Origin of the sequence: Ideonella azotifigens (assembly GCF_006519715.1) — a bacterium.
Classification (GTDB): domain Bacteria; phylum Pseudomonadota; class Gammaproteobacteria; order Burkholderiales; family Burkholderiaceae_C; genus Ideonella; species Ideonella azotifigens.
Genome location: NZ_VIDT01000067.1, coordinates 1 through 14,599, shown reverse-complemented (window position 1 = coordinate 14,599; position 14,599 = coordinate 1). Strand labels below are relative to the sequence as shown.

Genomic DNA, 14,599 nt, shown 5'->3' with positions numbered 1-14,599 from the left:
GCGCTGTAGAACAGCGTGCGGCGGGCGTCCACAGCGCGGTCTGTGACCCACTGCGCCCCCTCCTTGCGCCACTCGTAGCAGGCCAGCGACGCGCCCAGGTGCAGCCAGCTGACCGAGTCGGCCGGCGGCGGCTCGCGCTGCAGGAAGACTTCCATGCCGCCGTGGCCAATCTCGTGGCCAGCGGTGGCCACGAAGACGAAGTTCACACCCAGGTCGCTGGCCGCCACGCTGCGCGCCAGCGCCAGGAAGACCGCGATGCCGGAGCCACGTTCGCAGGCGCTGGTGAACCAGCCGGTGGTCGGCGTGGAGACGACGATGGTGCGCGCGGCATGGCGGTCCAGCCGGGCCACGACGTTGCGCCCGGCGACCTGTTGTTCGTAGCGGCCGTCGACGGCAATGTTCACCTTGTGGCCGGCTGCCTGCGCGGCCCGCAACAGGCCGGCGTCCGCCGTGCCCACGGTGAGCACTGGCACTGGCCACGGCGTGTCTGCCTGCGCGACGTTGTACGCATACGGCTGCTCGCCCGGGCTGGCAATGCTCAGCAGGATGGCCGCTGGGTGGCGCAGTGCAGCGGCGGCAATCGCGTCGCGCTGCGCCTTGCCGAGGTAGGCGGACTGGTCGTAGGGCAGCGTCAGCCAGACGATCTGGCCGCTGGCGTCGGCGCTGCCTTCAGGCGTAATGGGTGCGCTGAGGCGAAAGCTCGCCTGCTCGGCCGGTGGCCACCAGAACGGCCGCGCCTGCAGCTGCGCTTCGCCAACCGTCACGCTGGCGCTGTCCAGCTGGTACTGGCGGTCCATCGTGAACGGCTGGAAGCTGGTCTGCAGGCCGGCGTGTCTCAGCTCGGCGGCCAGCCAGTCACTGGTGGCCTGGTCGGCCGCAGAGCCGAAGCGGTGCTCGCCGAAGCTGGCGTAGTGCCGCAAGTCGGCATACAGCTGCGGGCCGGCAAGCGGATCGGGCGGCGGGGCCGGCGGCGTTGCGCAGCCGCTGACGAGCAGCGCCAGCGCAACGAGGAAACTGCCTGGCCAGCGCATCGCGCCTGCTCCGTCAGGCTCAGGCTGCCGCGCCTTGCCAGCCCTTGGGCACCGCGCTGATCAGCTTGCGGGTGTATTCCTGCTTGGGCGCATGCAGGATCTCCTCCACGCCGGCCTGCTCGACGACTTCGCCGTCCTTCATCACCAGCACCTCGTCGGAGATGAAGCGCACGACCGACAGGTCATGGCTGATGAAGATGTACGACAGGCCCAGCTCGTCCTGCAGGTCCTTCAGCAGGTTCAGCACCTGGGCCTGCACCGACACGTCCAGCGCGCTGACCGATTCGTCCAGCACCAGCACTTCGGGGTTCAGGCTCAGGCAGCGGGCAATCGCCACGCGCTGGCGCTGGCCGCCGGAGAATTCGTGCGGGTACTTGCCGAAGGCGCGGCCGTCCAAGCCCACCTTGACCAGCAGCTCGCGGGCGCGCTGCTCGCGATCACGGTCGTCCTTGCCAATGCCGTGGATGCGCATCGGCTCGATCAGCGCCTGGCCGATGGTGAAGCGCGGGTTCAATGAGGCATACGGGTTCTGGAACACGATCTGGATGCGGCGGCGCATCAGCTGGCGCTCAGCGGCCGAGAGCGCCAGCAGGTTCTTGCCGTCGAAGATCACCTCGCCGCTGGTTGGCTCGTGCAGGCGCAAGAGCGTCAGGCCCATGGTCGTCTTGCCGGAACCCGACTCGCCCACCACGCCCAGCGTGTGGCCCTTGCGCAGCTTGAAGTTGACGTTGCGCACGGCCTTGAACTCGCGCTTGCCGAACAGGCCTTCCTTCATGAAGAAGCTCTTGGCCAGCGACTTGACTTCCAGCACCACCGGCGCGGCCGGGTCCTTGGCCTTGCTGTCGGTGCGCGCAGCGCGGCCCTGGATGTAATCGTCGATCACCATCAGCCGCGGCGGGTTGTGATCCAGGCTGGGCCGGCAGGCCAGCAGCGCCTTGGTGTATGGGTCTTTCGGCGCGCTGAACAGCTCGGCCGTGGTGCCGGCTTCGCGCACCGTGCCCTGGCGCATCACGACCACGTGGTCGGCAATCTCGCCAACCAGCCCCAGGTCATGGCTGATGAACAGCACCGACATCTTGTGCCTGGCCTTCAGCGAAGCCAGCAGCTCGATGATCTGGCGCTGGATGGTCACGTCCAGCGCGGTGGTGGGTTCGTCGGCGATCAGCAGCTTGGGCTCGCAGGCCAGTGCCATCGCAATCATCACGCGCTGCTGCTGGCCACCCGAAAGCTCGTGCGGATAGGCCTTGAGCCGGCGCGCCGGCTCGGGGATCCCGACTTCCTGCAGCAACTGCTCGGCGCGCGCCAGCGCGGCCTTGGCCGAGAGGCTCAGGTGCACCTTCAGCGTCTCGACCAGTTGCTGGCCCACGGTGAAGACCGGGTTCAGCGAGGACATCGGGTCCTGGAACACGCAGGCGATTTCGGCGCCGCGCAAGGCGCGCAGCTCGGCCGGCGTGGCTTCCAGCAGGTTCTTGCCGCGCCACAGCACCTGGCCCGAACGCTCGGCGTTCTTGGGCAGCAGGTTCAGGATGGACATCGCGGTGACGCTCTTGCCCGAGCCGGACTCGCCGACCAGGGCCACGGTGCTGTTCTCCGGCACGTCGAAGCTCACGCTTTCGCCGCCGCGGCCCACGGCCTCGGCACGCACCATCTCACCGTTCACGCGCCCCATGCGGAACGCGACCTTCAGGTTCTGAATGCTCAACAACATGATGGCTTACTCCTGGCCGCGCAGCTTGGTGTCCAGCGCGTCGCGCCAGGCGTCGGCCATCAGCGAGAAGGCCGTGACGAAAACCGCCATGAAGACGGTGGCGGCAGCCAGTTGCCACCAGTAGCCGAGGATCAGCTCGGCCTGCGATTCGGCCAGCATCGTGCCCCAGGACACCTGGTCCACCGGCACGCCCAGGCCCAGGTAGGACAGGATCACCTCGCTCTTGATGAAGCCCACCACCATCAGCGACATGCGCACCAGCACCACGTGGCTCACGTTGGGCAGGATGTGGCGGAACATGCGCGAGAACGACGAGGCGCCGATGGCCTCGGCCGCCCGCACGTATTCGCGCTGGCGGTGCTTGATGAACTCGGCCCGCACCTGGCGGTACAGGCTGGTCCAGCCGGTCAGGCCCAGGATCAGCACCACGGTGCCGATGCCCCGGCCCAGCACGGCCGCGAAGGCGAAGATCAGCAGGATGTCGGGAATGGCGGTGAAGACGTTGTAGAGCCACTCCAGGAAGTCGTCGACCTTCTTGCCGAAGAAGCCGGCCGAGGCGCCCAGCAGCGTGCCGAGGATGGTCGCCACCAGCGCGGCCAGCACGCCGACGAAGACCGAGATCTCGGTGCCCTTCTGCGCCTTGGACAGCACGTCCCGGCCCAGCCGGTCAGCGCCCAGCGGCAGCGTCGTGGCCTTCACGGTTTCGGTCGTGTGGTACTGCTTGGCCTTCTCGGCCCACTCGGCGTAGCGCGGGGCCAGCGGGTCGATGTCGCTGAGGTCCACATTGGGCGTGAGCGGTGCGGCCACCGCGGCTGCGGCCTTCTCGGCCGCGCGTGCGCCGAGGAAGGTCGGCGGCGCGTTGGGCACGGCCACTTCCTGCTGGAAATTGCGCGCCACCACGCCGGTGGCCGACAGCAGGATCATCACCAGGAAGATGGCCACCACGCCCATGGACACCAGGCCCACGCGGTCGGTCTTGAAGCGCCGCCAGGCCGCGCGCCACACACCCTCGGACCGCTCGTTCACCTCGGCGGCCGTTGCATTCATCACTGCGCTCATTTCAGCACCACCCGCGGGTCCACAACCTTGTAGAGCAGGTCGGTGGCCAGGTTGATCAACATCGTCATCATCGCCAGGTAGACGGCCGAGGCCTGGATCACCGGGTAGTCGCTGCGGTTGACCGCCAGCAACACCTCGCGACCCATGCCGGGAATCGAGAAGAAGAATTCGATCAGGAACGAGCCCACGAAGATGCCCGGCAGCGCCAGGCCGACGTTGGTCAGGATCGGAATCATCGCGTTGCGCAGCACGTGCTTGAACAACACGCTGCGCTCGCTCAGGCCCTTGGCGCGTGCGGTGCGCACGTAGTCATGGCTGAGCTCGTCGAGGAAGAAGGTGCGGTAAAGGCGCGTCTGCGGTGAGATGCCCACCGCCACGGCCAGCAGCACCGGCAGCGGGCAGTAGACGATCAGGTTGGTCAGCGTCGAATCGCTCCAGCCCTGCACCGGGAACCAGCCGAGCTGGAAGCCGAACACGTACTGGCCGATGATCACGTAGACCAGGAAGGAGATCGACAGCGCGATGGTGGTGGCCACCATCAGCGTGCGGTCGGTCCAGGAGCCGCGCACATAGGCCACGCCCAGGGCCACCGGAATGGCCAGGATGGTGTCCAGCAGCACGATGGGGATCATGACGGTCAGCGTGGCCGGCATGCGGGTCGCGAACAGGTGGCTCACCGCCTCGTTGGTCGCCCAGCTCTTGCCCCAGTCGAAGGTGGCGATCTGCTTGATGAAGATCCACAGCTGGAACCAGGCGGGCTGGTCCAGGCCAAGCTGCTGGCGGATGGCGGCGATCTGGGCCTGGGTGGCGTTCTGCCCCGCCAGGATCACGGCAGGGTCACTGCCGAAGTACTTGAAGAGCACGAACACCAGCAGCACCACACCGATCAAGGTGGGGATCATCTGCCACAAGCGCCGTATCAGGTAAGCGAGCATGGGGGCAACAGCGGAAGTTGAGGCGCACCCAGCTTGTGGCGGGCTGCCAGTTGGCGAAAACGCGAGAGTGTAGGGCCACGCCCTTGTTGAGCTTTCCTCACGCAAACCCTGTGCCAGGCGCGGGAAGGCCTGGGTCGCGGATAGACTCTGCGGCTTTGCAACGGAAGCGGCAGCAGCACATGGGCCGGATTCGCAGTTTGGCGCGGGCCACAAGCCATGCGCTGAGAATCGCTTTGATCTTAGGGCTGGCAGGCGCCAGCCATTGGGCTACCTCTGCCACGCCGCCTGACGCGGTGGTGCAGAAGGTTTTCCGCTATGCGCTGGACGCGGCCGAGACCAGCCTGGACCCGGCCCGGGTTTCGGACACGTACTCGAACACGATCATTGCGCACATCTTCGAGTCGCCACTGACCTACGATTACCTGGCGCGCCCGGTGGTCCTGGTGCCGCGCACCGCCGTGGCCCTGCCCGAGCATTCGGCCGACTTCAAGACCTGGACGATTCGCATCCGGCCCGGGATCTACTTCGCCGATGACCCCGCCTTCAATGGCAAGCGCCGCGAGTTGACCGCTGCCGATTACGCGTACAGCTTCAAGCGCTACTACGACCCGCGCTGGAAGAGCCCCGTCTACGGCAACTATCGCGCAGACGACGTGCTGGGCCTGGAGGCGCTGCGCCAACGGGCCCTGGACACCAGGCAACCGTTTGACTACGACGCGCCCGTGGCCGGCCTGGAACTGAAGGATCGCTACACGCTGAGCGTGCACCTCGGCCGGTCCGATCCCCAGTTCATCCTGAACATGGCCAATCCCAACAACTTCGGGGCGGTGGCGCGCGAGGTGGTGGAGCGCTATGGCGAAGAGCTCGACGACCATCCTGTTGGCACCGGCCCCTTCAAGCTCGCCCAGTGGCGGCGTGCTTCGAAAATCGTGCTGGTGCGCAATCCCGGCTTCCGCGAGGACCTGTTCGACGCGCAGCCCGCCGCCGACGACGCCGCCGGCCAGGCCTGGCTGGCCAAGTACAAGGGGCGCCGCCTGCCGCTGGTTGACCAGATCGAGATCTCCATCATCGAGGCGGCGCAGCCCATCTGGTTGTCCTTCCTGGGCAGGGAGTTCGACCTGGTGCGCGTGCCGCTGGAGTTCGCGCCCATTGCCGTGCCCGGCGGCAAACTGGCCCCCAACCTGGCCAAGCAGGGCATGACGCTGGAGCGCACGTTGCAGGCCGACCATGTCTACACCTACTTCAACATGGAAGATCCGGTGGTCGGCGGCTACACGCCAGACAAGATCGCGCTGCGGCGTGCGATTGCGCTGGCCTACGACAATCGCACCGAAATCACCCGCGTGCGGCGCGGGCTGGGCATTCCCGCCACCAGCCTGGTCGTTCCGTACACCCTGGGCTACGACGCTGCGCTGGACTTCGGCTTCAGCGAACACGACCCCTCCAAGGCCAAGGCCTTGCTGGACCTCTACGGCTATCTGGACAAGGACGGTGACGGCTGGCGGGACCTGCCGGATGGCCAACCGCTGACCCTGCACTACTACACCACCGGCAGCGAGACCTACCGGCAGTTCAACGAGCTGTGGGCCAAGGCGATGAAGGCGGTCGGCCTGCGCATGGTGTTCGAGATCGGTCAGTGGCCCGAGCAGTTCAAGCAGGCGCAGGCCGGGAAGATTCAAATCTGGGGCCTGGGCAATACCGCCACCTCGCCGGACGGATCCAGCTTCCTGCACGAGGCCTATGGCCCCGAGATCGGCGCGGAGAATCTGGCGCGCTTCAACCTGCCGGCGTATGACGCCCTGGTGAAGCGCATTGACGAATCCCCCGAGAGCCCGGAGCGCCATGCGCTGCTGAAGCAGGCGCAGTCCTTGCTCGCGGTCTACCTGCCGATCAAGCCTCATGTGCATCGCATCCGCATCTACTTGTCCCAGCCCTGGCTGACCGGTTACCGCACGCATCCATTCGCGCTGGACTTCGGCCGCTATGTGGATGTTGACGCTGCCAAGCAGGCGGCGGCGATTCGCTGAGCGCCACACGCCCCACAAGGGCGGTTCACCCGAGAGTTGTCGTGACCAAGAAGACTGTTGTTTCCGCTCGGCCGAAGTTGCCGGCCCGCCGTCGCGGCCTGCAAGCCGCCGGCGCCGCAGCCGGCCTCTGGGCCACCGGCCTGGGCTGGGCTGCCGATCCTGCCGCTTCTGCCGCTTCTGCCACTGTGAGCACCACGCCGGCTGGGCAGAAGGTCATGCGCTATGCGTTCAAGACCTCCGAGACCGGCATGGACCCGGTGCGGCTGTCGGACCTCTATTCGCGCTATCTCACGGCCCACATCTTCGAGAGCCTGTACACCTACGACCACCTGGCTCGGCCCGCGCTGATCAAGCCCCTGACCGCCGAAGGCATGCCCGAGACCTCGGCCGACTTCAAGGTCTTCACGATCAAGGTCAGGCCTGGCATCTTCTTCGCCGACGATCCGGTCTTCCAGGGCAAGCCGCGTGAATTGGTGGCGCAAGACTATGTCTACACCTTCAAGCGTTTTGCCGACCCGGCCAACAAGTCGCAAAGCTGGAGCGACCTGGAGGAGCTGAAGTTTGTCGGCTTGAACGAGCAGCGGGATGAGACCATCGCCTCGCGCAAGCCGTTTGACTACGACCGCGTGGTGCCCGGCATCCGTGCGCTCGACCGCTACACGCTGCGCCTCGAACTGCGCGACACGCGGCCGCGGCTGATCGAATCGCTGGCCGACTGCAGCTTGCGTGGCGCGGTGGCGCGCGAGGTGGTCGAGCACTATGGCGACCAGATCAGTGCCCACCCGGTCGGCACCGGGCCATTCGTGCTGGCGGCCTGGCGGCGCAGTTCGCTGATCACGCTGGCGCGCAACCCTGCCTACCGCGAACACTATTACGACGCCCAGCCGGCTGCCGACGATGCCGAAGGCCAGGCCTTGCTGGCGCGCTTCAAGGGCCGCCGGCTGCCGATGCTGGACCGGGTCGAGGTTTCCATCATTGAAGAACCTCAGCCGCGCTGGCTGTCCTTCCTGAACAAGGAGCATGACTTCCTGGACGTCGTGCCCGAGGAGTACATCAACCAGGCCATGCCCGGTGGCAAGGTCGTGCCCGGCCTCGCCCACCACGGCGTGAAGGGCTACCAGTCCCTGGCGCCAGACCAGTTCCTCACGCTCTACAACATGGAGGACCCGGTGGTCGGCGGCTACACGCCGGAAAAGATCGCGCTGCGCCGGGCGATGAACCTGGCGATGGACGTGCGCCGAGAGATCGACATCGTGCGGCGTGGCCAGGGCATTCCGGGCCAATCGCCCATCGTGCCGCACACGTCGGGATACGACCCGAAGTTCCGCTCCGAGATGGGTGACTACGACCCGGCCAAGGCCAAGGCGCTGCTGGACCTCTATGGCTACGTGGACCGCGACGGCGACGGCTGGCGCGAGCAACCCGACGGTAGTCCGCTGCGCATCTGGCATGCCACCCAGAGCGATCAGCAATACGTGGCCTTGTCGGAGCGCTGGCAGCGCGACATGACCGCGATTGGCATCAAGGTCGAACTGCGTGTGGCGCAGTGGCCGGAGAACCTGCGCACGGCGGAGGCCGGCAAGCTGATGATGTGGTTCCTGGGCCTGAGCGCCGCGCAGTACGACGGCCAGGGCGCGCTCACGCTCTACTACGGCCCGCAGGCCGGTGCCGGCAACCTCGCCCGCTTCAAGAACGACCAGTTCGACGAGGTCTACCGCAAGATGCTGGTGCTGCCGGACGGCCCGGAGCGCGAGGCCTTGTTTCTGCAGGCCAAGCGCATCGCCGTGGCCTACGCCCCCTACAAGATCCACCTGCACCGCTATGTGACCGACCTGGCCCGCCCGTGGATCGTCGGCTACCGCCGGCCGCTGTTCTGGCTGGACTGGTGGCAGTACATCGACGTGGACGAAAGCCAGCGCAAGGCTTGAACGAGATGAGCAAAGACGTCTTTCCCGAATTGATTGACCGCAGGCGGCGCCAGGGCCTGGGTGTGGCGATGGCCGTCGTGGCCGGCGGCCTGTTCGCGCCGTTGGCAGGCCTGGCCACGCCCAGTGTGGCCGAGTCCGGTGGCCAGAAGGTGCTCCGCTATGCGTTGCGCGCAGCCGAAACCGGCTTCGATCCGGCTCCGTTGTCGGACCTGTACTCACGCATCATCACCAGCCACCTCTTCGAAGGTCTCTACACCTACGACCACCTGGCGCGTCCGCCGGTGATCAAGCCCCTGACGGCCGATGGCATGCCCGAGGCCTCGGCCGACTTCAAGGTCTTCACGATCAAGCTCAAGCCCGGCATCTTCTTTGCGGACGATCCGGCCTTCAAGGGTGGGAAGCGCGAACTGGTGGCCGAAGACTTCATCTACGCCTTCAAGCGTTTTGCCGACCCGGCCAACAAGGCGCCCAGCTGGAGCGACCTGGAAGAGCTGAACATCGTCGGGCTCAACGAGGCGCGCGATGAAGCCATCGCTTCGCACAAGCCCTTCGACTACGACAAGGTGTTGCCGGGCTTCCGTGCGCTGGACCGGCACACGCTGCGCATCGAGCTGAAGGAAAGCCGCCCCCGGTTGATCGAATCGCTGGCTGACAGCAGCCTGCGCGGCGCGGTGGCGCGCGAGGTCGTCGAGTTCTACGGCGACCAGATCGCCGCGCACCCGGTCGGCACCGGCCCGTTCATCCTCGCCAACTGGCGCCGCAGCTCGCTGATCACCCTGGCGCGCAACCCGGCCTACCGCGAGCGCTTTTACGACGCACAGCCCGCGGCGGATGACGCCGAAGGCCAAGCCCTGCTGGCCCGCTTCAAGGGCAGGCGGCTGCCGATGATCGACCGCGTGGAAGTGGCCATCATCGAGGAGCCGCAGCCGCGCTGGCTGTCCTTCCTGAACCAGGAGTACGACTTCATCGAGCGTGTGCCCGAGGAGTACATCAGCCAGGCCATGCCTGCAGGCAAGGTGGCGGCCAACCTGGCCAAGCATGGTGTACAGGGCTACCGCTCACAGGCGCCGGACATCGTCATCTCCGTCTACAACATGGAGGACCCGGTGGTGGGGGGCTACACCCCGGAGAGGATCGCGCTGCGCCGGGCCATGAACCTGGCAATGGACATCCGGGCCGAGATCGACATCGTGCGTCGCGGCCAGGGCTACACGGCGCAGTCGCCGTTCATTCCGAACACCTCCGGATACGACCCGAAGTTCAAGTCCGAGATGGGTGATTACGACCCGGCCCGGTCCAAGGCGCTGCTGGACCTTTACGGCTACCTGGACCGCGACGGCGATGGCTGGCGCGAGCAGCCCGATGGCAGCCCGCTGCGCGTGTGGCGTGCCAGCCAGACCGACCAGCTCTCGCGTGCGCTGGACGAACGCTGGCAGCGCGACATGAAGGCCATTGGCATCAGGGCCGAGATCCGCCCGGCGCAGTGGCCCGAGAACCTGCGCGCGGTGCAGGCTGGCAGCCTGATGATGTGGTGGCTGGGCATCAGCGCAGCGCAGTACGACGGACAAAGCACGCTGGGCCTGTACTACGGCCCGCAGGCCGGCAGCGGCAACTACGCCCGCTTCAAGAACGAGCAGTTCGACGCGCTCTACCGCAAGGCGCTGGTGCTGCCCGACGGACCCGAGCGGGAAGCGCTGTTTGTGCAGGCCAAGCGCATCGCCGTGGCCTACGCCCCCTACAAGATCCACCTGCACCGCTACATCACCGACATGGCCCGCCCGTGGATCGTCGGCTACCGCCGTCCGGTCTTCTGGAACGACTGGTGGCAGTACGTGGATGTGGACGACAGCCAGCGCAAGACCTGAGATTCCGATGAGCACCGATTCCGATACCTCTTTGTTGCCAATCGACCCTAGCCGCCGGCAAGTGCTGGGCTTTTCCGCGGCCGCAGCTGCCGGCTTGGCGATACCCGCGCTGGGCATGGCCGCGCCGGCGCCGGCAGCCACCGCTGGCGGCAAGAAAGTGCTTCGCTACGCGTTCCAGATCGCCGAGACCGGTTTCGATCCGCCCAAGCTGTCGGACATCTATTCGCGCATCGTCACGCAGCACATCTTCGAAGGGCTCTTCACCTACGACCACCTGGCGCGCCCGGCGAAGATCAAGCCGCTGACTGCTGCCGCGATGCCTGAGATCTCGGCCGACTTCCGCGTCTACACGGTCAAGATCAAGCCGGGCATCTTCTTCGCCAGCGACGAGGCTTTTGGTGGCAAGCCGCGCGAGCTGGTGGCACAGGACTATGTCTATGCGCTGAAGCGTTTTGCCGACCCGGCCAACAAGGCGCCACCCTGGGGTGACCTGGAAGAGGCGGACTTCATTGGCCTGAACGCGCTGCGCGAAGAGTCGCTGGCCAAGCGCACGCCGTTCGACTACGACCGTGAAGTGCCGGGCTTGCGGGCGCTGGATCGTTACACGATCCGTTTCGAGGTGGTCGCCGCGCGGCCGCGTCTGCTGGAGCTTCTGGCGGGCGGCGACCTGTATGGCGCCGTGGCCCGTGAGGTGGTCGAGCACTATGGCGAGCAGATCCCCGCGCATCCGGTGGGCACCGGCCCGTTCAAGCTGGTGCAGTGGCGCCGCAGCTCGCTGATTGTGCTGGAGCGCAACCCGGAGTATCGGGAGATGCTTTACGCGGCGGAGCCGGCTGCGGACGATGCCGAAGGCCAGGCCTTGCTGGCCAGGTTCAAGGGCCGCCGGCTGCCGATGATCGACCGCGTCGAGGTCTCCATCATCGAAGAGAACCAGCCGCGTTGGCTGTCCTTCCTGAACCAGCAGAACGACTTCGTCGAACGGGTGCCCGAGGAGTTCATCACCACTGCGATGCCCGGCGGGCAGGTGGCACCCAACCTGAAGCGCCACGGCGTCCAGGGCTATCGTGTGCTGACGTCCGACATCGTGCTGACGCTCTACAACATGGAGCATCCGGTCATCGGCGGCTACACGCCCGAGAGAGTGGCGCTGCGGCGCGCGATCAACCTGGGCGTGGACATCCAGCGCGAGATCGACCAGGTTCGCCGCGGCCAGGGCATCAAGGCCCAGGCGATGGAAGTGCCCAACACGACCGGCTACGACCCGCACTTCAAGTCCGAGATGAGCGACTACGATCCGGCGCGCGCTCGCGCGCTGCTGGACATGTTCGGCTACGTGGACAAGGACGGCGATGGCTGGCGCGAGCAGCCCGATGGCAGCCCGCTGGTGCTGATCAAGCACACGCAACCGGATCAGAAGTCGCGCCAACTGGATGAGCTTTGGCAGCGCAACATGAATGCGCTGGGCCTGAAGATCGAATTCAGTGCCAACAAATGGCCCGAGAATCTGCGGGCAGCGCAAGCCGGCAGCGTGATGATCTGGGGCGTCGCTTCATCGGCCGCCCAGCCCGATGGGCAGGGCGCGCTCGGCCGACTGTATGGGCCGTTGAAGGGCAGTGCCAACCTGGCGCGCTTCGAGAACAAAGCCCTCGACGAGATCTACCTGAAGATGCAAGGCATCCCGGACGGCCCCGAGCGCAATGCCCTGTTCCGCGAAGCCAAGCGCATTGCCATTGCCTACGCGCCCTACAAGTGCCACCTGCACCGCTACGTGACCGACATGGCCCACCCGTGGATCATCGGCTACCGCCGGCCGGACTTCTGGCAGGACTGGTGGCAGTACGTGGACGTGGACGACAGCAAGCGAAAAGCCTGAGATGAGCAGCATTGACCTTGATGCGCCCGTGAACCCGGGCCGCCGCACGGCCCTTGGCATGGCCGCTGCCGCTGCGGGTGGTTTGCTGGCGCCGGGCTTGGCCAGCGCAGCACCTTCAGCGGGCGACGTCAGCCCCAAGGTCCTGCGCTACGCCTTCCGTGTCGCCGAAACCGGCTTTGATCCGGCCAAGCTGTCGGACCTCTATTCGCGCATCATCACCGCGCACCTGTTCGAGGGCCTGTACGGATACGACTACCTGGCCGAGCCGGCCAAGATCAAGCCGCTGACGGCGGCAGCCTTGCCCGAGGTGTCGGCTGACTTTCGCGTCTTCACCGTCAAGCTCAAGCCCGGCATCTTCTTCACCGACGATGAGGCATTTGGTGGCAAACCGCGCGAGCTGGTGGCGCAGGACTACGTCTACAGCATCAAGCGCTTCGCCGATCCTGCCAACAAGAGCCCGGCTTGGGGTGAGCTGGAAGAACTTCGCCTTGTCGGCCTCGCCGAGGTGCGCGAAGAAGCGCTGAGCAAGCGCACGCCATTCGACTACGAGCGAGAAGTGGCTGGCCTGCGGGCATTGGATCGTTACACCATTCGCTTTGAAGTGCGTGAGCCGCAACCGCGCTTGGTCGAGTTCTTGGCGCAAGGCGACCTGTACGGGGCTTTGGCGCGCGAAGTCGTGGAACGCTACGGCGACCAGATCCCGGCCCATCCGGTGGGCACCGGCCCGTTCAAGCTGGTGCAGTGGCGGCGCAGCTCGCTGGTGGCGCTGGAGCGCAACCCGCAGTACCGCGAAGTGCTGTACGACGCCGAGCCGGCGGCCGACGACGCCGAAGGCCAGGCGATGCTGGCCAAGTACAAGGGGCGCCGCCTGCCGCTGGTGGACCGTGTGGAGGTGTCCATCATTGAGGAGAACCAGCCGCGCTGGCTGTCCTTCCTGAACCAGCAGCACGACTTCATCGAGCGTGTGCCCGAGGAGTTCATCAACATCGCGATGCCGGGTGGCAAGCTGGCGGCCAACCTGAAGCACCAAGGCATCCAGGGCTATCGCACGCTGTACTGGGACGTGGTGGTCACGCTGTACAACATGGAGCATCCGGTCATTGGCGGCTACACGCCAGACAAGGTGGCGCTGCGGCGCGCGATCAACCTGGGCACCAACATCCAGCGCGAGATCAGCCTCGGTCGCCGTGGCCAGGCCATTCCAGCGCAGGCGATGGAAGTGCCGCACACGACCGGCTACGACCCGAAGTTCAAGACCGAGATGAGCGACTTCGACCCGGGCCGGGCGCGGGCGCTGCTGGATCTCTACGGCTACCTGGACAAGGACGGCGACGGCTGGCGTGAAATGCCCGACGGCAGCCCGCTGGTGCTGGTCAAGAACACCCAGCCTGACCAATTCACCCGCGGGCTGGAAGAGATCTGGCAACGCGACATGCAGGCCATCGGCCTGAAGGTGGACCTGCGTATCGCCAAGTGGCCCGAGAACCTGCGCACCGCGCAGGCCGGCAAGGCCATGATCTGGGACGTGGCCTCGTCATCGTCCCAGCCCGACGGGCAGGGTGCGCTGGGCCGGCTCTACGGGCCCATGAGCGGTGGCGCGAACCTGGCGCGCTTCAAGAACAAGCAGTTCGATGCGATCTACGACAAGATGAAGGCCTTGCCCGATGGCCCGGAGCGCCTGGCCCTGTTCCAGGAAGCCAAGCGCATTGCCGTGGCCTATGCACCCTACAAGAACCACGTGCACCGCTACGTGACGGACATGGCGCACCCGTGGGTGCAGGGCTACCGCCGACCGGTCTTCCACAACGACTTCTGGCATTACGTGGACGTGGACAACAGCCTGAAGAAGGCCTGAAGTTTTTGGGCCCCGGGGCAGCCCGGATGGCGCGGTGCAGCAAAGCTGCCTAGTCTGCCGGCATGACACGTGATGCCGCTGCCCTGCCGGAACCTCAGCTGATCCGTTTCGAGCGCTGGCTGGAGGCGCGCAGCGGGCGGCGTTTCGCCAGCTACGACGCGCTGTGGCAGTGGTCGGTCGACGAGCTGGAAAGCTTCTGGCAGGCGGTGTGGGAATACTTCGACCTGCAGTCGCCCACGCCGCATCGCACGGTGCTGGCCGAGCGGCGCATGCCGGGCGCGCAGTGGTTTCCCGGCGCCCAGGTCAGCTATGCGCAGC

General features: G+C 66.4%; 10 protein-coding genes. 6 read left to right on the top strand and 4 right to left on the bottom strand.

All coding sequences use genetic code 11. The annotated features are described in order from the left end of the window. The 4 genes from FKP22_RS06930 to FKP22_RS06915 form a co-directional block, all read right to left on the bottom strand. Positions 1-1,031, bottom strand: a 1,031-nt coding sequence (locus FKP22_RS06930; RefSeq protein ID WP_141286476.1) for a hypothetical protein, incomplete at its 3' end; no start/stop codon positions are given. A gap of 19 nt (positions 1,032-1,050) precedes the next feature. Further along, on the bottom strand, positions 1,051-2,739 hold the full coding sequence (locus FKP22_RS06925; RefSeq protein WP_141286474.1) for an ABC transporter ATP-binding protein: 1,689 nt from the start codon (positions 2,737-2,739) through the stop codon (positions 1,051-1,053). A 6-nt stretch (positions 2,740-2,745) separates the two neighbouring features. Continuing rightward, the gene (locus FKP22_RS06920; RefSeq protein ID WP_231010366.1) at positions 2,746-3,786 is read right to left on the bottom strand and encodes an ABC transporter permease; all 1,041 of its coding nucleotides are present in this window, start codon (positions 3,784-3,786) and stop codon (positions 2,746-2,748) included. Positions 3,787-3,794: 8 nt separating this feature from the next. After that, on the bottom strand, positions 3,795-4,733 hold the full coding sequence (locus FKP22_RS06915; RefSeq protein WP_141286470.1) for an ABC transporter permease: 939 nt from the start codon (positions 4,731-4,733) through the stop codon (positions 3,795-3,797). 296 nt (positions 4,734-5,029) lie between these two features. On the opposite strand from FKP22_RS06915, the gene FKP22_RS06910 reads away from it, so the two are divergent. The 6 genes from FKP22_RS06910 to FKP22_RS06885 form a co-directional block, all read left to right on the top strand. Beyond that, complete coding sequence (locus tag FKP22_RS06910; protein ID WP_233446816.1) at positions 5,030-6,760, top strand: ABC transporter substrate-binding protein; 1,731 nt, start codon at positions 5,030-5,032, stop codon at positions 6,758-6,760. 41 nt (positions 6,761-6,801) lie between these two features. Further along, complete coding sequence (locus tag FKP22_RS06905) at positions 6,802-8,688, top strand: ABC transporter substrate-binding protein (RefSeq protein ID WP_231010363.1); 1,887 nt, start codon at positions 6,802-6,804, stop codon at positions 8,686-8,688. A 5-nt stretch (positions 8,689-8,693) separates the two neighbouring features. Then, positions 8,694-10,553, top strand: a complete 1,860-nt coding sequence (locus FKP22_RS06900; RefSeq protein WP_231010361.1) for an ABC transporter substrate-binding protein — start codon at positions 8,694-8,696, stop codon at positions 10,551-10,553. A 7-nt stretch (positions 10,554-10,560) separates the two neighbouring features. Then, positions 10,561-12,426, top strand: a complete 1,866-nt coding sequence (locus tag FKP22_RS06895) for an ABC transporter substrate-binding protein (protein WP_231010359.1) — start codon at positions 10,561-10,563, stop codon at positions 12,424-12,426. A 1-nt stretch (position 12,427) separates the two neighbouring features. After that, positions 12,428-14,281 carry an ABC transporter substrate-binding protein gene (locus tag FKP22_RS06890; RefSeq protein ID WP_231010353.1) on the top strand — a complete coding sequence of 618 codons (1,854 nt, stop codon included), beginning with the start codon at positions 12,428-12,430 and terminating at the stop codon, positions 14,279-14,281. Between the two features lie 62 nt (positions 14,282-14,343). After that, positions 14,344-14,599, top strand: a 256-nt coding sequence (locus FKP22_RS06885) for an acetyl-coenzyme A synthetase N-terminal domain-containing protein (protein WP_310733308.1), incomplete at its 3' end; no start/stop codon positions are given.